22 protein-coding genes and 2 pseudogenes are annotated in these 17683 nt (G+C 69.5%); 14 read left to right on the forward strand and 10 right to left on the reverse strand.

Annotated elements, in window-relative coordinates:
* Positions 1-10: 10 nt before the first annotated feature.
* Entirely contained in the window at positions 11-1069 is a 1059-nt protein-coding gene (locus EJK15_RS12890; RefSeq protein WP_138710630.1) for a sugar ABC transporter substrate-binding protein, read from the reverse strand.
* 125 nt (positions 1070-1194) lie between these two features.
* On the opposite strand from EJK15_RS12890, the gene EJK15_RS12895 reads away from it, so the two are divergent.
* Complete coding sequence (locus EJK15_RS12895) at positions 1195-1869, forward strand: GntR family transcriptional regulator (protein ID WP_138710631.1); 675 nt, start codon at positions 1195-1197, stop codon at positions 1867-1869.
* A gap of 20 nt (positions 1870-1889) precedes the next feature.
* The gene (locus EJK15_RS70480; RefSeq protein ID WP_171074266.1) at positions 1890-2033 is read left to right on the forward strand and encodes a hypothetical protein; all 144 of its coding nucleotides are present in this window, start codon (positions 1890-1892) and stop codon (positions 2031-2033) included.
* Between the two features lie 548 nt (positions 2034-2581).
* Here the strand turns inward: EJK15_RS70480 and EJK15_RS12905 are convergent.
* On the reverse strand, positions 2582-3349 hold the full coding sequence (locus tag EJK15_RS12905; RefSeq protein WP_138710633.1) for a pirin family protein: 768 nt from the start codon (positions 3347-3349) through the stop codon (positions 2582-2584).
* 40 nt (positions 3350-3389) lie between these two features.
* Entirely contained in the window at positions 3390-3959 is a 570-nt protein-coding gene (locus tag EJK15_RS12910; RefSeq protein WP_138710634.1) for a YceI family protein, read from the reverse strand.
* A gap of 110 nt (positions 3960-4069) precedes the next feature.
* On the opposite strand from EJK15_RS12910, the gene EJK15_RS12915 reads away from it, so the two are divergent.
* Positions 4070-4540: a MarR family winged helix-turn-helix transcriptional regulator gene (locus tag EJK15_RS12915; RefSeq protein WP_138710635.1), complete on the forward strand. Its 471-nt coding sequence runs from the start codon at positions 4070-4072 to the stop codon at positions 4538-4540.
* Positions 4541-4569: 29 nt separating this feature from the next.
* Here the strand turns inward: EJK15_RS12915 and EJK15_RS12920 are convergent, their stop codons facing one another.
* Positions 4570-5004, reverse strand: coding sequence for a nuclear transport factor 2 family protein (locus EJK15_RS12920; protein ID WP_138710636.1), 435 nt, complete (start codon positions 5002-5004; stop codon positions 4570-4572).
* A 190-nt stretch (positions 5005-5194) separates the two neighbouring features.
* Between EJK15_RS12920 and EJK15_RS12925 the strand changes: the two genes are divergently transcribed.
* Positions 5195-6100, forward strand: coding sequence for a helix-turn-helix domain-containing protein (locus EJK15_RS12925; protein WP_138710637.1), 906 nt, complete (start codon positions 5195-5197; stop codon positions 6098-6100).
* A 144-nt stretch (positions 6101-6244) separates the two neighbouring features.
* Here EJK15_RS12925 and EJK15_RS12930 read toward each other — a convergent pair whose 3' ends face one another.
* Positions 6245-7327 carry a flavin-containing monooxygenase gene (locus tag EJK15_RS12930; RefSeq protein ID WP_206060817.1) on the reverse strand — a complete coding sequence of 361 codons (1083 nt, stop codon included), beginning with the start codon at positions 7325-7327 and terminating at the stop codon, positions 6245-6247.
* Between the two features lie 63 nt (positions 7328-7390).
* Here EJK15_RS12930 and EJK15_RS12935 point away from each other — a divergent pair, with 63 nt between their 5' ends.
* Positions 7391-7723 (forward strand): ArsR/SmtB family transcription factor, encoded by a 333-nt coding sequence (locus EJK15_RS12935; RefSeq protein WP_138710639.1) that lies wholly within the window; start codon positions 7391-7393, stop codon positions 7721-7723.
* Positions 7724-7726: 3 nt separating this feature from the next.
* On the opposite strand, the gene EJK15_RS12940 is transcribed toward EJK15_RS12935, so the two are convergent.
* The gene (locus EJK15_RS12940) at positions 7727-8287 is read right to left on the reverse strand and encodes a sigma-70 family RNA polymerase sigma factor (RefSeq protein WP_138710640.1); all 561 of its coding nucleotides are present in this window, start codon (positions 8285-8287) and stop codon (positions 7727-7729) included.
* A gap of 312 nt (positions 8288-8599) precedes the next feature.
* Here EJK15_RS12940 and EJK15_RS70485 point away from each other — a divergent pair, with 312 nt between their 5' ends.
* From EJK15_RS70485 to EJK15_RS70490, 7 genes and pseudogenes are all read left to right on the forward strand, one after another.
* Entirely contained in the window at positions 8600-8749 is a 150-nt protein-coding gene (locus tag EJK15_RS70485; RefSeq protein WP_171074267.1) for a hypothetical protein, read from the forward strand.
* Positions 8750-8776: 27 nt separating this feature from the next.
* Positions 8777-10180: an FAD-dependent oxidoreductase gene (locus EJK15_RS12945; RefSeq protein ID WP_138710641.1), complete on the forward strand. Its 1404-nt coding sequence runs from the start codon at positions 8777-8779 to the stop codon at positions 10178-10180.
* A gap of 14 nt (positions 10181-10194) precedes the next feature.
* On the forward strand, positions 10195-10464 hold the full coding sequence (locus EJK15_RS12950; protein ID WP_138710642.1) for a hypothetical protein: 270 nt from the start codon (positions 10195-10197) through the stop codon (positions 10462-10464).
* A complete protein-coding gene (locus EJK15_RS12955) occupies positions 10461-11699 on the forward strand; it encodes an MFS transporter (RefSeq protein WP_138710643.1) in 1239 nt (412 codons plus the stop codon). The genes EJK15_RS12950 and EJK15_RS12955 overlap by 4 nt, the downstream gene beginning before the upstream one ends.
* 31 nt (positions 11700-11730) lie before the next feature.
* On the forward strand, positions 11731-12108 hold the full coding sequence (locus tag EJK15_RS12960; protein WP_138710644.1) for an ArsR/SmtB family transcription factor: 378 nt from the start codon (positions 11731-11733) through the stop codon (positions 12106-12108).
* Positions 12105-13176: pseudogene (locus EJK15_RS12965) on the forward strand (ArsO family NAD(P)H-dependent flavin-containing monooxygenase). The gene EJK15_RS12960 and the pseudogene EJK15_RS12965 overlap by 4 nt, the downstream one beginning before the upstream one ends.
* A gap of 108 nt (positions 13177-13284) precedes the next feature.
* On the forward strand, positions 13285-13422 hold the full coding sequence (locus tag EJK15_RS70490; protein WP_171074268.1) for a hypothetical protein: 138 nt from the start codon (positions 13285-13287) through the stop codon (positions 13420-13422).
* 96 nt (positions 13423-13518) lie between these two features.
* Here the strand turns inward: EJK15_RS70490 and EJK15_RS12975 are convergent, their stop codons facing one another.
* Genes EJK15_RS12975 through EJK15_RS12985 form a run of 3 tightly spaced genes read right to left on the reverse strand, consistent with a single transcriptional unit; the run spans position 13519 to position 15338 of the window.
* Positions 13519-13917, reverse strand: coding sequence for an arsenate reductase ArsC (locus tag EJK15_RS12975; RefSeq protein ID WP_276615383.1), 399 nt, complete (start codon positions 13915-13917; stop codon positions 13519-13521).
* The gene (gene arsB, locus EJK15_RS12980; protein ID WP_276615384.1) at positions 13910-14956 is read right to left on the reverse strand and encodes an ACR3 family arsenite efflux transporter; all 1047 of its coding nucleotides are present in this window, start codon (positions 14954-14956) and stop codon (positions 13910-13912) included. Before arsB ends, EJK15_RS12975 begins: the two co-directional genes overlap by 8 nt.
* Positions 14957-14996: 40 nt before the next feature.
* On the reverse strand, positions 14997-15338 hold the full coding sequence (locus EJK15_RS12985; protein WP_138710645.1) for an ArsR/SmtB family transcription factor: 342 nt from the start codon (positions 15336-15338) through the stop codon (positions 14997-14999).
* 146 nt (positions 15339-15484) lie between these two features.
* Here EJK15_RS12985 and EJK15_RS12990 point away from each other — a divergent pair, with 146 nt between their 5' ends.
* Both EJK15_RS12990 and EJK15_RS12995 read left to right on the forward strand, forming a co-directional pair.
* The gene (locus tag EJK15_RS12990) at positions 15485-15907 is read left to right on the forward strand and encodes an alkaline phosphatase PhoX (RefSeq protein ID WP_206060819.1); all 423 of its coding nucleotides are present in this window, start codon (positions 15485-15487) and stop codon (positions 15905-15907) included.
* Between the two features lie 21 nt (positions 15908-15928).
* Positions 15929-16276: pseudogene (locus tag EJK15_RS12995) on the forward strand (FAD-dependent oxidoreductase); the annotation flags it as partial.
* A gap of 167 nt (positions 16277-16443) precedes the next feature.
* Here EJK15_RS12995 and EJK15_RS72720 read toward each other — a convergent pair.
* On the reverse strand, positions 16444-17673 hold the full coding sequence (locus EJK15_RS72720; protein WP_206060820.1) for a GNAT family N-acetyltransferase: 1230 nt from the start codon (positions 17671-17673) through the stop codon (positions 16444-16446).
* Between the last annotated feature and the right edge of the window lie 10 nt (positions 17674-17683).

Here is a 17683-nt window from a genome sequence, read left to right on the forward strand (position 1 = left end):
GCTCGTGGGACTACTTGCAGGACAGGTACTGGCTGTCGAACGCCTTCTTCAGCTCGTCCGTCTTCGCCTGCCGGTCCTTGTCGTAGGTGTCGATGTCGTCCTTGGTCACGACGAAGGAGCCGGAGTCGATGATCACTCCCGGCTGTGTCATCGTGCAGCCGCCCGCGAGCTTCGTCAGCGCGTACGACCCGACGGACGCCTGGCCGACCGGGTTCTGCAGCACGGTCGCGGTGACCGAGCCGTCCCTGATGCCGGCGAGGATGGTCTTGTCGTCGTCGACCGCGACGACCTTGATCGGCAGCTTGGATCGCTTGACACCCTCCGCGGCGGCCACCGCGGGGTTGTAGGCGGTGTTGACGATGCCCTGGATCTGGTCGCCTTTGGCGGCGAGGAGGTCGGCGACGCCCTTCTGCGCCGTCTGCAGGTCCTTGTCCACGTCGGTCACGGTCTGCAGGAGCTTGACCTTTCCGCCGGTCTCGTCGACCGCCTTCTGCACCCCCGCGATGCGGCGCTGGGTGTTGGAGTCCACCTTGTTGCCGGTCAGGTGCACGAGGTCGCCCTGGCCACCCATGGCCTCGATCGCGGCCTGCGCCGCCTTGTAGGCGGCAAGCTGCACGTCGGTGGACAGGCAGAAGTCCGCCTTGTCGACGTCGCCGGCCGGGCAGGACGCCAGCGAGGCGACCGGGAAGCCCTGCCGCTTGAGGTCCTCGAAGGTGGCGTTGATGTTCTCCGGGGAGACGCCGAAGACGCCGAAGGCGTTGTAGCCCTGTGCGGCGAGGGACTTCAGCACGTCGTTCTGCTTGGTCTGGTCCCAGTCGGAGGTCTCGTTGAAGGTGACGTCGCCGACGCTAAGATCGCTCTTCGCCTTGGCGGCGGCGTCCTTCCACGGCTGGAAGTAGGGGTGCGCCCCGCCGGGAACCAGGGCTATTTTGACCTGGTCGGGCGTCCGGGCGGGTGCGCCGGCCGTCGTTGTGTCGTCGCTCTTCCTCGTGCAACCGGCGGTGGCAGTGACGGCGAGCACCAGGGCGGCAGCCAGCCCGCCGAGCCGGACCAGTGGTCGTTGATTCATGACTGCGCCTCTCGAAAGGATCGTGGATCCTATAGGATGTTTCATGGAGGTATAGTCCGTGCTCGTCAGGACGTCAAGACTTAACTTTCAGGAAATGCGCCGACTCCGTGGGAGGATTGGGCCCGATGGCACCCACCGAACCGATCCGGCTCAGGCGGTCGACGCTCGGCGACGACGTCTACGACGTGCTCAGGGCGCGGATCCTCGAGCACAGCATGCGGCCCGGCGACCGCGTCAACATCGACGCGCTGGCCCGCGAGCTCGAGGTGTCCCAGACACCGATTCGCGAGGCCCTGGCCCGCCTGGAGTCCGACGGGCTGGTCCGCAAGCGCCCCCTCGTGGGCTACACGGTCAGTCCGCTGCTCACCCGTGCCGAGTTCAACCACCTGTTCGAGATGCGGCTGCTGCTGGAGTGCGCCGCCGCGCGATGGGCCGCCGCGCGGGCCACCTCAGAGCAACGCGAGGCGATCACCGCGGAGGCCGCCACATCGATTGCGCAGGACCCGGACGACCCCGGCGGCTGGCGCTGGCACGCCGCCTTCACCACCCACGACGCCCGCTTCCACGACCTCATCGCCGAGGCGTCGGGCAACCCCCTGCTCCGAGATGGCCTCGAGCGCCTGCATGTCCACCTTCACCTGCACCGGAGATACTTCCCCTACGCCCACGCCGGCACGACGATCGAGGAGCATCATCGCGTCGCCGCGGCTATCGAGGCCGGAGACCCGGACGCGGCCGAGGCAGCCATGCGGGGACACCTGACCGAGGCACGCGAGCGCCAGTTGACGGCGTTCGACTGACGCCTGCAGGCCGGCCCGTGATGGCCCCGGTTGCCCCGCTCGACCCGGCGGCCGGGACGGCGCGGTCACGAGTCGTGGACCGGACCACGCGGGAGGGGCTCGCCGACATTACCGACCCGGTGACGCCCGACATACTGCGGTGGCTGGACGCGGAACTGGGCTGACGGCGCAATCGGCGGCGGGCCGGTGCGCTGCCGGAACCGATCTCCTGCGCGGACAGTCAATCGGCCCGTCCCGCTCCTCACTAGCGTGAGCGGGACGAACCGCGGTCCGCCCGTGCCACCGCACGACCGAGCCCGCCGCGGTGCCGGGATCCGAGGAGTGCCATGGCCAAGCAGACCATCGCGGAACAGTACGTCGACCTCATGGCCCGCGCCGGCGTGCGCGGCATGTACGGCGTGGTCGGGGACAGCGGCTCAGGCAGGCGGCGGAGGCATTGGTGCCGTATGTGTCGCCGAGTGGGTCGGCGATCAGCTCAGTCGGCGGGAGCTCCAGCAGTCCTGGTAGAAGTGGATGGTTCGCTCCACGTCGCTGCTGATCAGCGCCGGCTGGTCCAGGCCTCGCTGACAAGGCTCCCCGCTGCTCGGCCGGCCGCAGATGCCGGTCCCGGATGAACTGCCGCTGGGCATCGAGGGCCGCTCGGTCCCAGGCGGCGTCTCGTCGGGTGTCGGACATCGTTCTCCTTGGTGAAGCTGTCGGTGTGGGTGCCGACTCAGGCCGCGATGGTGGCGTGCATCTCCCACACCAGGATCTCGGCCGGCTCCGTGGCGATCACCCGCTGGCCGCCGATGGCGGTGAACCGGACCGCGTCGCCGGTCGCCAGTTCCCCCGCCCCCTCCAGGGTGACGGCGCCGCGGGCCACGAACAGGTGCAGGTAAGGGGCCTCGGGGAGTTGGACGGCCTGACCGGGCTGGAGCCGGGCGGCGTACAGGGCGGCATACTTGTTCCTGATGCGGATCGCCGCCTCGATGTCGTGCTTGCTCATGCCTGAGGCGACCGGGACCAGGCCGCCGGAGAGCAGTTCGTGCTCGATCTCCAGCTGCTCGTAGCCCGGCGTGATGTTGTTCTCATCCGGTACGACCCACATCTGGATGAAGTGCACCGGGTCGCGGTGGACTTCCCCGCCAAGCCGCCAGGAGTCGTTCTTCTCCGAGTGCAGGATGCCGCGGCCCGCGCTCATCCGCTGCGCCAGACCGGGATAGATCACGCCGTTGTGCCCGGTGGAGTCCTGGTGGACCAGCGAGCCCTCCAGCACCCAGGTGACGATCTCCATGTCCCGGTGCGGGTGGGTGTCGAAACCGGTGCCGGCGTCGACGATGTCGTCGTTGTTGACCAGCAGCAGACCGTGGTGAGTGTTGCGGTGGTCATAGTGGTTGCCGAAGGAGAACGAGTGCTTGGAGTCCAGCCAGCCGAAGTCGCTCGTGAAGCGCTCCCCGGCGCGGCGAATGTCCACGCCGGCCGGAAGAACGATGTCGCTCATGATGCCTGACCTTTCGAAACGGGTGGTGAACCGGGCGCTTTCAGGCGGTCTTGATCGCCGATACCTCGAACTCGAGGACGATCTTGTCGCTGACCAGGACGCCGCCGGTCTCCAGCGCGGCGTTCCAGGTGATGCCGTAGTCCTTGCGGCTGATCGTGGCCGAGCCCTCGAAACCGGCCCGGAGGTTGCCGAACGGGTCGGTCGAGGCGCCCTCGAACTCGAACGGGATGGTGATCGAGTTGGTCACGCCCTTGATGGTCAGGTCACCGGTCAGCTCCAGGCTCGTCTCGCCGGTCTGGCGGACGCCGGTGGTGACGAAGGTGATCTGCGGGTGCTCGTCCATCGCGAGGAAGTCGTTGCTGCGCAGGTGCGCATCGCGCTGCTCGTTGCGGGTGTCGATGCTGGCGGCCTGGATGGTGACGCTCGCGCTGGACCGGCTCGGGTCGGCGCCGTCGGCGGTGAAGCGGCCCTCGAACGCGTTGAACGCGCCGCGGACCTTGGTCACCATCGCGTGCCGGGCGACGAACCCGATCCGGGTGTGCGTCGGGTCGATGACGTAGACGCCGGACAGGTCGGCCAGCGTGGCGGGGACGGCGTGGGCGGTGGTCATTGCTCTGCTCCTCATGGTCAAGTGGGCGCTACCTATTTAGGTGACGCGTCACGTACACGATGCGCCCAACATACGTGACGTGTCAACTATTCCCGGGTAGTGTTGCTGCCATGGACGCAGCGAGCCCGTGGCTGACGGAGAAGCAGCAGCGCGTCTGGCGCAGGTGGTTGGCGTTGAACGCGCGGCTGCCGGCGGCCCTCCACCGTGAGCTGCAGGCGGACGCCGGCCTGTCCCTGCAGGACTATGACGTGCTGGTCCAGCTCACCGACACGGCCGACGGCCGGATGCGGGTCTCCGACCTCGCCCGGGCCCTGCAGTGGGAGCGCAGCAGGCTGTCGCACCATGTCACCCGCATGGCACGCCGCGGACTCGTCGAGCGCGAGGAGTGCCCCGACGACGGGCGCGGCGCCTTCATCGTGCTGACACCGGCCGGGCGCGCGGCCATCGAGCAGGCGGCACCGGCTCACGTGGGCACCGTGCGGAAACTCGTCTTCGACTCGCTCTCCGACGAGGAGCTCGACAGCCTCGCCGCCATCACCGACAAGATGCTCACCCAGCTGGAGGGGGACGCGACGCCATGAACGCGGCCGGACTCTGAAGCGTGTCGTCGTTAGCGGGTGCCCGCCTCGGCGCGCGCGTAGAACGCGGCGAGCTCGTGGGGGTTCTTGGTGTAGACGTCGATCTTGCGCACCGTGCCGTCCTCGACCTGGTGGATTTCGACCATGGTCAGCGGGAACGCCTCACCTGTGGTGTGGGCAGTGAGCGTTCCGGTGAGCGTTCCGATGACGCCGGCCGGGCCCTCGAACACCTCGGCATCGGTGATATCGACGTTGGCGTAGCCCATCATCGTGCCCAGGATCGACTGCACGAACACCTCGCGGCCCTGGTGCACGCCGCCGTAGGGGAGCTGGTTCGGCTCGTCGACGATCACGTCGGGGTCGAGCTTGGCCAGGACACCCGGCACGTCGCCCTTGCTCAGCGCGTCATACAGCCCTCGCACGACATCCGAGGGGGTCTCCGTCACCGTCTCGATCTGGTTGCTCATCTTGTGTGTCCCTTCAGTCGAACTCGGTACTTGAAAGGTCGGCCGGGGCGCGTACGTCCTCGCACCGGTCGGGCCCCGGGGATCGGGGCACGCACCATGCAACAGGAGACGGCCGTGACGGGGGAGTCTTTGCTGTGAGGGGTACGGGCAGGGCCCCCCACCCATCGCGTGGCCTGCCTACCCTGTCCTCATGGACAACCGGGACGCAGTCAGCGCATTTCTCCGCTCCCGACGCGACAAGATCACCCCCGAGCAGGCGGGTCTGCCGGCGTACGGTCAGCGGCGGGTGCCAGGACTGCGCCGGGGTGAGGTCGCGACGCTCGCCGGAGTGAGCGTCGAGTACTACACGCGCCTGGAGCGTGGCAACCTCAGAGGTGTCTCCGACAGCGTGCTGGACGCCCTCGCCCACGCTTTGCGACTCGACGACACCGAGCGCATGTACCTGTACGACCTCGCCCGCGCTGCGGGACCGGCGCCCGGGTCGCGGGCCCGGCAGCGGGAGGTTCGGCCGACGGTGCGGCCGAGCGTGGCGCGGATCGTCGAAGGCATGCCGGAGCTGCCGGCGTACGTGATGAACAACCGCCTCGACGTGCTGGCCGCCAACCCGCTGGGGCGGGCCCTGTACTCGGAGATGTACGCCGACCCGACCTGCGGGGCGAACGTCGCCCGGTTCGCGTTCTTCAACCCCGCAGCCAGGCGGTTCTACGTCGACTGGGAGCGCATGGGCCGCTTCGCCGTGGGCGCGCTGCGCATCGAGGCGGGGAAAAACCCCTACGACCGGGAACTGTCGAACCTGATCGGTGAACTGTCCACCCGCAGCGACGCCTTCCGCGTGTTGTGGGGATCCCACGACGTGCATGTCTTCCGCGAGAGCACGAAACGCTTCCACCATCCGCTCGTCGGTGATCTGGAACTCGATCAGGAGATCATGAGCCTGCCGGACGAGAGCGGCCTGAGCGTGGTCGTCTGCAGCGCGCCCCCCGGAACCGCCGCCGAGGACGGCCTGAAGCTGCTCGCCAGCTGGTCCGCCACGACCGGACAGGAGCAGGACCGGAAACCACGAGCAAACCATCGACCCGGCAGCCCTGACGGGTGACACCGGCATCCTCACGGCGACCGGCGCCGATGGCCCGATCCACCGCTACGGGCGCGGCTGGGCCGACGGCAGCATCTACGATCCACCCTCTCCCGGAGCGTTCGAGGCGATCCGCCGCCTGATGGCCCTCGACGCGGTCTCTCGCTATACGACCGCCCGAAGGCGGCGCGGGCCCAGGCGGCTCTTCAGCTTGCCGACCAGGTGGCGGGCGTCGCGGCCCACTCCGCGCAGGCTGTTGGAGGCGGGGTTGCGCTGCCATTCCAAGCCGAGGAAGCCCAGTCCGGGATGGGTGGTGGACAACCCCCGGTCATGGCGCGGGTAGCCGCTGTCATCCAGGGCGCCGAGCCCCTCGAGGTAGTTCAGGTGCGGCCGGTATCCGGTGGCCAGCAGCACCACGTCAACGGGTTCGCGGCTGCCGTCGGCCCACACCACCGCGCCGCCGTCGAGGCGGGTGAACATCGGGCGCCGGTCGAAGCGGCCGTCCCGTAGCGCTTGCCGGTAGATGCCCTCGTCCAGGACCGGGCCGGTGGGCGGGCTGCTGACCAGCCGGGCAGGCAGCCGGTCGAAGCCGGTGACGTTGAACCAGAAGTGCACATCCTTGCCCAGCGGGCGCTGCTCGAGGAAGCGGACCGGCTCCCGGCTGGCCAGCGTCACCGTGGCGATCTCGGCCAGCTCGTAGGTGATCTGGACAGCGGAGTTGCCGGCGCCGACCACGATGATCCGCTTGCCCGCGTACGGCTCGGGGCTGGTGTAGGCGGCGGCATGCCGGAGCTGCCCAGTGAAGTCCGTCAGGCCTTGCAGGCGGGGCAGGGCGGGGCTGGCAAACGACCCGGTGGCGGCGATCACAGTGGGGGCGCTCAGCGTGGTGCCGTCGGCGAGCCGTACCGTGAAGCCCTCCCCACCGGCCTGCCCAGTGGCCTCCACGGCGACCACACGGGCGCCGGTACGGATCTCCGCGCCCAGGCGGGCGAGGTCGCGGGCGTAGCGGGCCAGGTAGGCCACGACCTCGTCGCGGTGCGGATAGCGGTCCGGATCGCCCGGGAAGGCCATGCCGGGCAGGGAGCTGTAGCGGGCTGGGGAGAACAGGGTGAGGCTGTCGTAGTAGTGCGGCCACGAGCCGGTGGCCTGATCGGTTGCTTCCAGCAGCACGGGAGTCAGGCGGGCGTCCAGCAAGGTTCGGGCGGCCGCCAAGCCTGACTGGCCCCCGCCAATGATGATGGTGTCCATGCGGCACATCGTATCGTCAAATAAGGAAATGACAATATGATGAGGTAGGGTCATCCTATGGAGATGGCGAGCGACATCGAGTTGACCGACGCGGTGCGCGGCTTCCTCAAGGCCATGGCCAGCGACACCCGCCAGCAGATCCTCATGCTGTTCTCCGGCGGGATCGAGCTGACCGTCAACGAGGTCGCCGAGCGCATGTCGCTGGCGCAGTCGGCCACCTCCACCCACTTGGCGACCCTGCGCGACGGCGGTGTGCTGACTTCGCGGCGGGAGTGGAAGACGGTCTACTACCGCGCCGACCCCGCCAGGATCGGCAGGGCGCTGAGCGATCTGCAGGCCAGCCTGCAGGCGTGCTGCCCGCCGGATGACTGCGGGCCGAGCGGCGGCTGCGGCTGAGGTTCAGCAGGGGCAGGGTCCATGGTTCTCGACGGAGCGGACCGCCTTGCGCGCGTCGAGCTCGACCTGGCAGCACGCGGTCAGGAGGTCCCCAAGCTGCCTGCGCGCGCGTTGAACCCGCGACTTCATGCCGGGGACGGAGATGCGGGCACGCCGAGCGGCCTCGGCCTGGGTCAGGCCGTCGTACTCGGTCCAGACGATCGCCTCGCGATACGGCTCCGGCAATCTCGTGACCAGCGGTTTCAGGCACTGCGCCAGCAGGGCCGACTCCTCGGCGTCGATCTCACCGGGCTGCAGGCTGCGGTCGGCGGCGGCCTGGGCACGGGTTCGGGCGATCGTCGAGGAGCGGCGGTGGTGGTCGACGATGGCGTTGCGGGTGATCTGGTAGACCCAGGCCTCCAGCCGTTCATGCTGCCGGACGCTGTCGATGGTCTGGCTCATCTTCAAGAAGACCTCCTGAACGATGTCCTCGGCGTCGGCGGGCTGGTCGATGCGGCGGGCCACGAAGGCGACGAGGCGTTCGCGCATCTGCTGCCAGAGAGCGGCGGGGTCGGCCTGGGTCATGGGGTGAGCTTCCTGTCGGGTGGTTACTGGCAGCCGCAGCGGCTGGGTGCTTCGGCGGGCGCCGCGCTTTCAGCGGTGCCGCAGCACTCGGCCTTGGCTTCGAGGGCGCAGCAGGTTTCCTGGGCGGTGGGCGTGCAGCACGGGCTGGTCATCGGGTGCCTCCATGTCGGTTCGGACGATTCACTCGGGTAGACGCGGCCGGGCCGGCATGGATGCACCTCACAGGTTAGGCGCTTCTCTAATTTGACAGATCTCTAATCAATGAGGCAATCTACTGACTACTTCGACAAACGTCTAAACAGGAGGTGCGCGATGCGCGCTCTGCTCCGCCGGTTCCGCTCCACCGCCGACGTCACCGCCGATGTCACCTTCGACGAGGCCCGCGGCGAGGTCTGTGACACCAGCTGCCGGGCGAGCGCCTCGGTGGACCGCGCCCGCACCAACGCCCTGCTCTTCCGCTGAGACCCGACGAATTCAGGAGAGGCCATCATGAGTGACAGATGCTGCGGCACCACCGCCGTCGAGATCGAGCGGATCGTGGCACACGCCGCGCCCAGCGCGTTGCCGGTCGTGGTCATCGGCGCCGGCCCGGTCGGCCTGGCCGCCGCCGCGCACCTGGCCGAGCGCGGTCAGGACTTCTTGGTCCTGGAGGCCGGCGAGCAGGTCGCCGCCTCCGTCGCCCAATGGGGCCACGTCCGAGTGTTCAGCCCATGGAAGTTCAACATCGACGCCGCCGCCAAGCGCCTGCTGGAGGCCGACGGCTGGAGCGGGCCGGACCCCGAGTGGCTGCCCACCGGCGCCGAGCTGATCACTGACTATCTCGCTCCGCTGGCCAAGCTGTTCGGCGACAAGGTACGGCTCGGCACCAAGGTGACGGCGATCAGCCGCCTCGGCTATGACCGGGTCCGCACCAACGGCCGCGAAGACGTCCCGTTCCTGATCCGTCTCGACGGCGGTGAGGAGTTGCAGGCCCGCGCGATCATCGACGCCTCCGGCACCTACGTCACGCCGAACGTCCTGGGTGCCGGCGGCCTGCCCGCCTACGGCGAGGCGGAGGCGGGCGAGCTGGTCGACCACGCCCTGCCCGACGTGCTCGGCGCCGACCGTGAAACCTACGAAGGCAAGCACACGCTGGTCGTGGGCGCCGGCCACTCGGCAGCCACCACCCTGCTCGCCCTCGCGCAGCTCGACGACACTCAGATCACCTGGGCGATCCGCGCGGGCAGCGCCAGCCGTACCTATGGCGGCGGCGCGGCCGACGCGCTGCCCGCCCGTGGCGCGCTCGGCACTCGCCTGCGCGCCCACGTCGAGTCAGGGCGCATCCAGCTGCTGACCGGCTTCTTCGCTCACTCCGTCACCCGGAGCGGCGAGCAGGTGAGCGTGGTCAGCCGTGACCCCTCCGGTGCCGAGCAGTCGGTCACGGTGGACCGCATCGTGGCCGCGACGGGCTACCGCCCGGACCACTCCATCGCCTCCGAGCTGCGTCTGGACACCGACCCGATCCTCGGCTCCACTCGGCGGCTGGCCCCGCTGATCGACCCCAACCAGCACTCCTGTGGCACCGTGCCCGCGCACGGCGTCGATGAGCTGTCCCACCCCGAACCGGGCTACTACGCCGTCGGCGTCAAGAGCTACGGCCGCGCCCCGACGTTCCTGATGGCCACCGGCTACGAGCAGGTCCGCTCGGTGGTCGCGGCCATCGCGGGCGACTGGGAGGCGGCCCGCGACGTGCAGCTCGACCTGCCGGAGACCGGCGTGTGCTCCTCCAACCTCGCCGAGGCCCAGGAGCAGCGTGTCGGCCTGGCCACCGGGATCAGCGGCGGCCTGCTGGCCACCCCGCTGCCCCTGGCCACCGTCGGCGCCTCCAACGACGGCGGCAGTTGCTGCGGCTGAAAGCAGGGATCGACATGTCAGACGGATACCCCACCGCCGCCCAGAAGGAGGCCTTGCGCCTCATCTGCGACCGCGGCCGGTTGCACACCGAAGAGCTGGGCCGCCAGTTGGTCAGCGCCCGGCGATCCAGCACGAACCCGGGCTTCGCGCCGGCGATCGCCCGCATGGCCGGCACCCTGGCCTGGCGGTTGGAGGCTCAGGGCTTCATCGCCGAAACGGGAGACGAGTGGGCGACGACCGCGGACGGCCGCCGCCTGATCTCGTGCTCCAGCGAGCCGGAGTGAGCTCCACCACCGAGGCCGCCGCCCCGCAGATCAGGGGCGGCGGTCAGCCGCGTTCCGGCCACGGCTGGCGGATGGTCGCCGCGCTGGCCGTCACCCAGACCATCGGGTACGGCGTGCTCTACTACGCCTTCTCCGTCTTCCTCGCGCCGATGGCCCGCGACCTGCACGCCACCAATGCCCAGATCGCCGCCGCGCTCACCCTGTCGATCCTGATCGCCGCGCTGGGCGCGCCGCTGGTCGGCCGCCGGCTCGATGCCCGCGGCGGCCGTGGCCTCATGACCGCCGGATCGATTCTCGGCACGACAGCCGTGCTGGCCTGGTCGCGGGTGGAGAGCCTGTGGCAGCTGTACGCGGTGTTCGCCGCCATCGGCATCGCCTGCGCCATGGTGCTCTACGAGTCCGCCTTCGCCGTCATCGTCAGCTGGTTCGACGGCCCTGCCCGGGAACGCGGCCGGGCCAACGCCCTGCTCGCGCTCACTGTCGTGGCCGGCTTCGCCTCCTCGATCTTCCTGCCGCTCACCGGGCTGCTGGTGCAGTGGTACGGCTGGCGCCAGGCCCTGGTCGTCCTGGCGCTGATCTACGGCGTGGCCGCGATCCCCCTGCACGCGCTCGTCCTGCGCCGCCGTACCCACGCCAAGCATCAGCCCGCCACCGCAGAAGAGCGTGCCGGCATCGTCAAGGCCGCCATCCGTCGACGGCCGTTCTGGCTGCTGGTGCTCGCCTTCACCGCCAACGGCGGCGCGGTGGCCGTGATGGCGGTGCTGCTCATCACCTACCTCATCCACCTCGGGCACTCACCCGTCCTGGCCGCGACGCTGGCCGGACTTCTGGGGGTGCTGTCGGTGACCGGACGCCTGCTCACCACCGGCCTGCAACGCCGCCTGCCCGCCGCACTCATCGCCGCCGCGATCTTCGCCCTGCAGGGCGTCGCCGTCCTGCTACTGCCGCTGGTCGGGCGCACGGTGCCGGGTGCCATCGGCTGCGTGCTGGGCTTCGGGCTGGGCTTCGGCATCGCCTCCATCACCCTGCCGCACCTGCTGGCCGGCCGGTACGGCACCGTCGCCTACGCCTCGTTGTCCGGCCGTATCGCCGCCTTCTCCGTCGCCGACAAGGCCCTCGCTCCGCTGGGAGCGGTCGCGCTCGCCCAAGCGGTCGGCTACGTCTGGGTGATGGGCGCGGTGGCCACCGCCTGTGTGATCGCCGCGTTGGCCTTGGTCGCCTACCATCGCGTATAATTTCGATAGATTTCGAATTAAGGGGTGCAGGATGACCGCCGTCACGATCCAGTGCTGCGCGCCGATCGCGCGCGAGCCGCTGTCGGAGACCGACGCCGCCGAGCTCGCGGTCATGCTGAAGGCCGTCGCCGACCCGGTACGGCTGCGCCTGCTGTCGATGATCGGATCCCACGCCGGAGGCGAGGCCTGCGTGTGCGACCTCACCGACGCCTTCGACCTGACGGCGCCCACGATCTCGCACCACCTCAAGGTGTTGCGTACGGCGGGCTTGATCGATGGCGAACGCCGCGGCACCTGGGTCTACTACCGGATCATCCCCGAGGCGGTGAACAAGCTGGGCGCCCTGTTCGCGCCGCTCACCGAGCCCGCATCCAGCAGGCCGGGTGAGCTGGAGCTCACCCCCGTATGACCGATGCACCCCGCGCGGTCGATGTCCTGGTCATCGGCGGTGGCCAGGCGGGCTTAGCCGCCGGCTACTACCTGCGCCGCGCCAAGGCCGACTTCGTCATCCTCGACGCCCAAGAGCGACCGGGCGGAGCGTGGCGGCACGCCTGGCCGTCGCTGCGGCTGTTCTCGCCCGCCCAGTACAGCTCGCTGCCCGGCCGCATGATGCCCTCGCCTCCCGGCGGCGGCTACCCGAGTGCCGAGGACACCGTCTCCTACCTGACCGACTACGAGCAGCGCTATCAGCTCCCGATCGTCCGGCCCACGACGGCGCGTGCCGTACGGCGCGGCGACGGGCGTCGTGGAGACCGACAGGGACGTCTGGCAGGCCAAGATCGTCATCAGCGCGACGGGCACCTGGTGGCGGCCCTATATCCCGCACTATCCGGGCATAGGCGGCTTCCGCGGCCGGCAGTTCCACACCGCCGGCTACCGAGGCCCGGAGACCTTCCGCGGTCAGCGCGTGGTCGTGGTGGGGGGCGGCAACTCCGCCGCCCAGATCCTCGCCGATCTTTCCACCGTCGCGCACACCACCTGGACCACTCTGCGACCGCCCCGCCTGCTGCCTGACGAGGTCGACGGCCGCGCCTTGTTCGACCTGGCCACCCGCCGCCACAGAGCAGTCCAGGCCGGTGAAACCGCACCCCGCATCGGTGACCTGGGTGACATCGTCGCCGTCCCTCCCGTACGCGAGGCTCGCGACCGGGGAGCGCTCAAGGCCGAACCGATGTTCGCCCGCCTCGCACCGACAGGGGTCGCCTGGAGCGACGGCACCACGCTGGATGCCGACGCCATCATCTGGTGCACTGGCTTTCGCCCTGGCCTGGGCCATCTGGCGCCGCTGCGGCTACGCGGCCATGACGGGCTCATCCCGACCGAAGGCACCCGAGCCGCAGGCGAGCCACGTCTGCACCTGCTCGGCTACGGCGACTGGACCGGCCCCGCCTCCGCCACCCTCATCGGTGCCAGCCGCACGGCACGAGAGACGATCGCCACGATCATCGAGCAACTGCGAACCACTCAGGAACGCTGATTGCTGCCCGATGCTCCGCCGACTCCGACCGAACCCGCCTGGCGCGCGGCCCGCAACAGCCGAACCGGCCCGCCGTTAGCCAGCGGTCCGACCGCTCGGGTCGGCGAGTTGCTCACACCAGCGCGAAGCCGGATCAACGTACGGTCGCAGCAACGCGGTCAGACCCGGATCGCTTCGGCCGAGGAGATCGTCGGCCACGACCTTCCGGGCCACTCCGGCGAGCAGATCGGCGACCTGGACCCGTGAGTCGGTCCGCGAGTCCACCTGACGGAATCGGATGAAGCGACCTCGATCGCGTGGCCAACCGGGGAGCACTCCATGCCTGTCCTTTTGTCGCCGTCCTCAACCAGCGGAGAGCAGCTCTTTGATCAGTTGCTCGATGCGGGTACGGATCTCGTCGCGGATCGGGCGGACGGCCTCGATGCCCTGGCCCGCCGGGTCGTCGAGCTTCCAGTCCTCATAGCGCTTGCCGGGGAAGACAGGGCAGACATCCCCGCAGCCCATGGTGATGACCACGTCGGAGGCCTCGACTGCGTCGACGGTGAGGACCTTCGGTTGCTCGGCGGTGATGTCGATGCCGACCTCACGCATGGCCTCGACGGCGACGGGGTTGATCTGGTCGGCGGGCGCGGATCCGGCCGAGCGGACCTCGATGCGGTCACCGGCCAGGTGGGAGAGCCACCCGGCGGCCATCTGCGATCGGCCGGCGTTGTGCACGCAGACGAACAGGACACTAGGCACCAGCGGACTCCTTACTGAACAGACGCCGCCCCCACAAGCTGACGTATACCAGGGCGACCAGGACGGGCACCTCGATGAGCGGGCCGACCACCCCGGCCAGCGCCTGCCCCGAGGTGACGCCGAACACGCCGACGGCCACCGCGATGGCCAGCTCGAAGTTGTTGCCGGCCGCGGTGAAGGCGAGCGTGGAGGTGCGGTCATAGGGCAGGCCGATGGCCCGCCCGGCCAGGAACGAGCCGCCCCACATGAGGAAGAAGTACGCCAGCAGCGGCAGCGCGATGCGGGCCACGTCCAGGGGCCGTTCGCTGATCGTGTGCCCCTGCAGGGCGAAGAGTATGACGATGGTGAACAGCAGCCCGTACAGCGCGATCGGGCCGATCTTCGGCAGGAAGCGGGTCTCGTACCACTCCCGGCCCTTGGACCTCTCGCTCAGCTTGCGGGACAGGTATCCGGCCAGAAGGGGGATGCCCAGGAAGATCAGCACGTACTGGGCGATGTCCCACATTGAGACGTCCAGCGCCGCTTGGGACAGGCCGAGCCATCCGGGCAGGATTTCCAGGTAGAACCAGCCGAGCGCGCCGAAGGCGATGACCTGGAAGATGGAGTTGAGGGCGACCAGGACGGCGGCGGCCTCGCGGTCGCCGCAGGCCAGGTCGTTCCAGATGAGCACCATGGCGATGCAGCGGGCCAGGCCGACGATGATCAGCCCGGTGCGGTATTCGGGCAGGTCCGGCAGGAGCGCCCAGGCCAGGGCGAACATCAGGGCCGGGCCGACGATCCAGTTCAACACCAGGGACGCCACCAGCATGCGGCGGTCACCGGTGACGGTGTCGAGCCGGTCGTAGCGGACCTTGGCCAGCACCGGATACATCATCAGCAGCAGGCCCAGCGCGATGGGCAGCGAGATCTCGCCGATCTTCACCGCTTCCAGTGTTGTGTTCAGGCCGGGCACCAGCCGCCCGAGGAGCAGCCCGGCGGCCATCGCCAGCCCGATCCACACCGGCAGGAATCGGTCCAGGGTGGACAGTCCGCCGATCACGGCCGCGTGACAGTTGTAGAGGACATCCAGCTTCCTAGCCTCAGACCGTGGCGGGCGTGTTGAGCAGCGTCGACAGTTCGGCGAGCGTGTCGGGGACGAGCCGGTAGTAGACCCAGGAGGCGCGCCGTTCGGAGGTGAGCAGGCCGACGTCTTTGAGCACCTTGAGGTGGTGGCTGATGGTCGGCTGGGACAGCTCGAACGCGTCGGTGATGTCACAGACACAGGCCTCGCCGCCTTCGCGGCTGGCCACGATGGACAGGATGCGCAGCCGTACCGGATCGCCCAGCGCCTTGAAGACGCGGGCCACGCCCGCGGCCTGCTCGGCGTCGAGTGGCTCACGGGCCAGCGGCGGGCTGCACTCCAAAAGTTCGAGCAGCTCCATTCACTCTCCTTGTATAGATACCGGCCGATGTCGGCTTCTGTCTATATTGACAGACATCTATCCGTACTCGTGGCAGGGTCAGCCGCTCACCGGCACTTCGAGGTCGGCGAGCAGGGCGCGGACGCGGCGCTCGATCTCGTCGCGGATTGGGCGGATCTCCTCGACGGGCTTGCCCGCGGGGTCGTCGAGCTCCCAAGGGCCTGGCCAAGGGCGGCGCGAAGTTCAACCGCCTCGAGGGTTGCCGGTACGGCGATGGCAGCACCTTCTTCAACTCCACCAGCGGCGGCGACGCCAAGAACGGCGACCCGGCCAACGCGGATGGCTTCCGGGAGGGTTACGGGCAGGTCTGGCAGTACATCCCCGGCCGCCGCGACGGTGGCACACTGGTGCTGGTGTACGAGTCGCCCGGCCGCAAGGAGCTCGACTCGCCGGACAACCTGACCTTCACGCCCCGGGGCGGGATCGTCCTGTGCGAGGACGACGCCTCCTCGGTGTCATGTTCGTCAACACTCTCGGTTTCACCACCGCGTTGGACCCGCCGGGACGCACCTACGCCGAAGCGCTGGTGACTCGCGGACTACGGGTCACCGGTCGCCGCCGCAACCGGGCTACGCAACGACGAGGCGGTCCGAGCGAACTTCGCACCGCTGACCGTGCAGTCCACCGCCGACGATCACAAGGCCTACTACCCAGGTGCCACGCCCATCCATATGCGTCTCACCGGTGACCGCAGGACTGGACGGCTGCTGGGCGCCCAGCTCGTCGGGAGCCGCGGCGCCGAGATCGCCAAACGCATCGACGTGCTGGCCACCGGCATCCACCACGGCATCACCGTCCGGGAGATCCTGGACCTCGACCTCGCTTACACGCCACCGCTCGGCAGCCCATGGGACGCCCTGCAGCACGCGGCGCGCCACTGGCTGACCGTAACTGATTGAGATCCGCTGCCGCGTGCTGATTGAGCTAGGCAGGTGGCCACGTGGCAATCTGGCCGTAAGCATGCAAGCGGGAGCTCCTCGAGCAGCGTCTCGATCCACGCACGGATCTCGCCGCGGACCCGCCGGACCACATTCGATGAACGCGTGCTTTCGGCGGCGAGGAGTCTCTAGGTTTCGCTGGTCGAACTGCGGCGCTCCATCAGCAGCACGTCGCGCCAGGTGCCGTGGTGGCGGCCGATGCGCTCGCGGGTGCCGACGACGCGGAAGCCGAGTGCCTGGTGCAGGGACAGGCTGGCGGCGTTCTCCGGGAAGACGCCGGTTTGGATGGTCCACACGCCGGCGTCCTCGCCGGCGGCGATGAAGGCGGCCAGCAGGGCTCGGCCGATGCCGTGCGCCTGGCAGCCGGGGTGCACGTAGATGCTGTGCTCGACCACCCCGGCATAGACGGGGCGAGTCGAGACTGACGAGCCGGCGACCCAGCCGACCACCTCGCCGGTCTGGGTGTCGGCGGCCACATAGCGCAGGTGCGGCAGCTTGCCGGCGGTGAAGCCCTCCCAGCTCGGCGCGGTGGTCTCGAAACTGGCCTGGCCGGTGTCCAGCCCGGCCTGGTAGATGGCCAGCACCTGGGCGGCGTCGGTTTCGCGCATCGGCCGGATCTCCAGGCCGGGCCCGATGGCGGGCTTGCCGGCCTGGACGATGGCCGAGTGCACGCCGTCGCCGTGATCGGCGGTCAGCGTGATGCGGATGCCGACGAAGCCCACCCGGGCCAGCAGTTGACGGTACTCCTCGACCGGCAGGGCCCCGGCCACGCAGCCTGTCCGCTGCTCGGCTGCGGCCCGCCGGACCGGGTCGGCCGGCCCGTCGGTGACCACGTCGCTCACCCCGAACCGGCCGCCCGGGCGCAGCACGCGAAAAGCCTCGGCCAGCACCGTGGCCTTGTCGTCGGACAGGTTGATCACGCAGTTGGAGATGACGGCGTCGACCGCCTGATCCGGCAGCGGCACATCCTCGATGGCGCCGTGCAGGAACTCCACGTTGCGCACCCCCGCCTGATCGGCGTGGGCGCGGGCCAGCCGGAGCATGTCCGGGCTGGCATCCAGCCCGTACGCCTTCCCTTGGGGGCCGACCCGGCGCGCCGACAGCAGCACGTCGATGCCGCCGCCCGAGCCGAGGTCCAGGACGCTCTCACCGGCCCGCAGCTGCGCGACGGCGACCGGGTTGCCGCAGCCCAGGCTGGCCCGCACCGCGCCCTCGGGTAGGCCCGCGGTGTCGTCGTAGCCAGCCGCGCCGAAGTGGCCCCGATCGAACTCCTCCCTTGAGCAGCCCGCGATGGCCTCGCCGTCCAGGGCGGCCCGCGCCAGCCCCGAATAGCGCTCCACGACCTCGTCATGTGCCATGATCGGCTCC

Source organism: Nonomuraea basaltis, assembly GCF_005893125.1.
GTDB classification, from domain to species: Bacteria; Actinomycetota; Actinomycetes; order Streptosporangiales; family Streptosporangiaceae; genus Nonomuraea; species Nonomuraea basaltis.

Coding starts and splice junctions, on each gene's coding strand:
- EJK15_RS12890 (WP_138710630.1), bottom strand. CDS start 1,069: ATGAATCAACGACCACTGGTCCGGCTCGGCGGGCTGGCTGCCGCCCTG.
- EJK15_RS12895 (WP_138710631.1), top strand. CDS start 1,195: ATGGCACCCACCGAACCGATCCGGCTCAGGCGGTCGACGCTCGGCGAC.
- EJK15_RS70480 (WP_171074266.1), top strand. CDS start 1,890: ATGGCCCCGGTTGCCCCGCTCGACCCGGCGGCCGGGACGGCGCGGTCA.
- EJK15_RS12905 (WP_138710633.1), bottom strand. CDS start 3,349: ATGAGCGACATCGTTCTTCCGGCCGGCGTGGACATTCGCCGCGCCGGG.
- EJK15_RS12910 (WP_138710634.1), bottom strand. CDS start 3,959: ATGACCACCGCCCACGCCGTCCCCGCCACGCTGGCCGACCTGTCCGGC.
- EJK15_RS12915 (WP_138710635.1), top strand. CDS start 4,070: ATGGACGCAGCGAGCCCGTGGCTGACGGAGAAGCAGCAGCGCGTCTGG.
- EJK15_RS12920 (WP_138710636.1), bottom strand. CDS start 5,004: ATGAGCAACCAGATCGAGACGGTGACGGAGACCCCCTCGGATGTCGTG.
- EJK15_RS12925 (WP_138710637.1), top strand. CDS start 5,195: ATGGACAACCGGGACGCAGTCAGCGCATTTCTCCGCTCCCGACGCGAC.
- EJK15_RS12930 (WP_206060817.1), bottom strand. CDS start 7,327: ATGGACACCATCATCATTGGCGGGGGCCAGTCAGGCTTGGCGGCCGCC.
- EJK15_RS12935 (WP_138710639.1), top strand. CDS start 7,391: ATGGCGAGCGACATCGAGTTGACCGACGCGGTGCGCGGCTTCCTCAAG.
- EJK15_RS12940 (WP_138710640.1), bottom strand. CDS start 8,287: ATGACCCAGGCCGACCCCGCCGCTCTCTGGCAGCAGATGCGCGAACGC.
- EJK15_RS70485 (WP_171074267.1), top strand. CDS start 8,600: ATGCGCGCTCTGCTCCGCCGGTTCCGCTCCACCGCCGACGTCACCGCC.
- EJK15_RS12945 (WP_138710641.1), top strand. CDS start 8,777: ATGAGTGACAGATGCTGCGGCACCACCGCCGTCGAGATCGAGCGGATC.
- EJK15_RS12950 (WP_138710642.1), top strand. CDS start 10,195: ATGTCAGACGGATACCCCACCGCCGCCCAGAAGGAGGCCTTGCGCCTC.
- EJK15_RS12960 (WP_138710644.1), top strand. CDS start 11,731: ATGACCGCCGTCACGATCCAGTGCTGCGCGCCGATCGCGCGCGAGCCG.
- EJK15_RS12985 (WP_138710645.1), bottom strand. CDS start 15,338: ATGGAGCTGCTCGAACTTTTGGAGTGCAGCCCGCCGCTGGCCCGTGAG.
- EJK15_RS72720 (WP_206060820.1), bottom strand. CDS start 17,673: ATGGCACATGACGAGGTCGTGGAGCGCTATTCGGGGCTGGCGCGGGCC.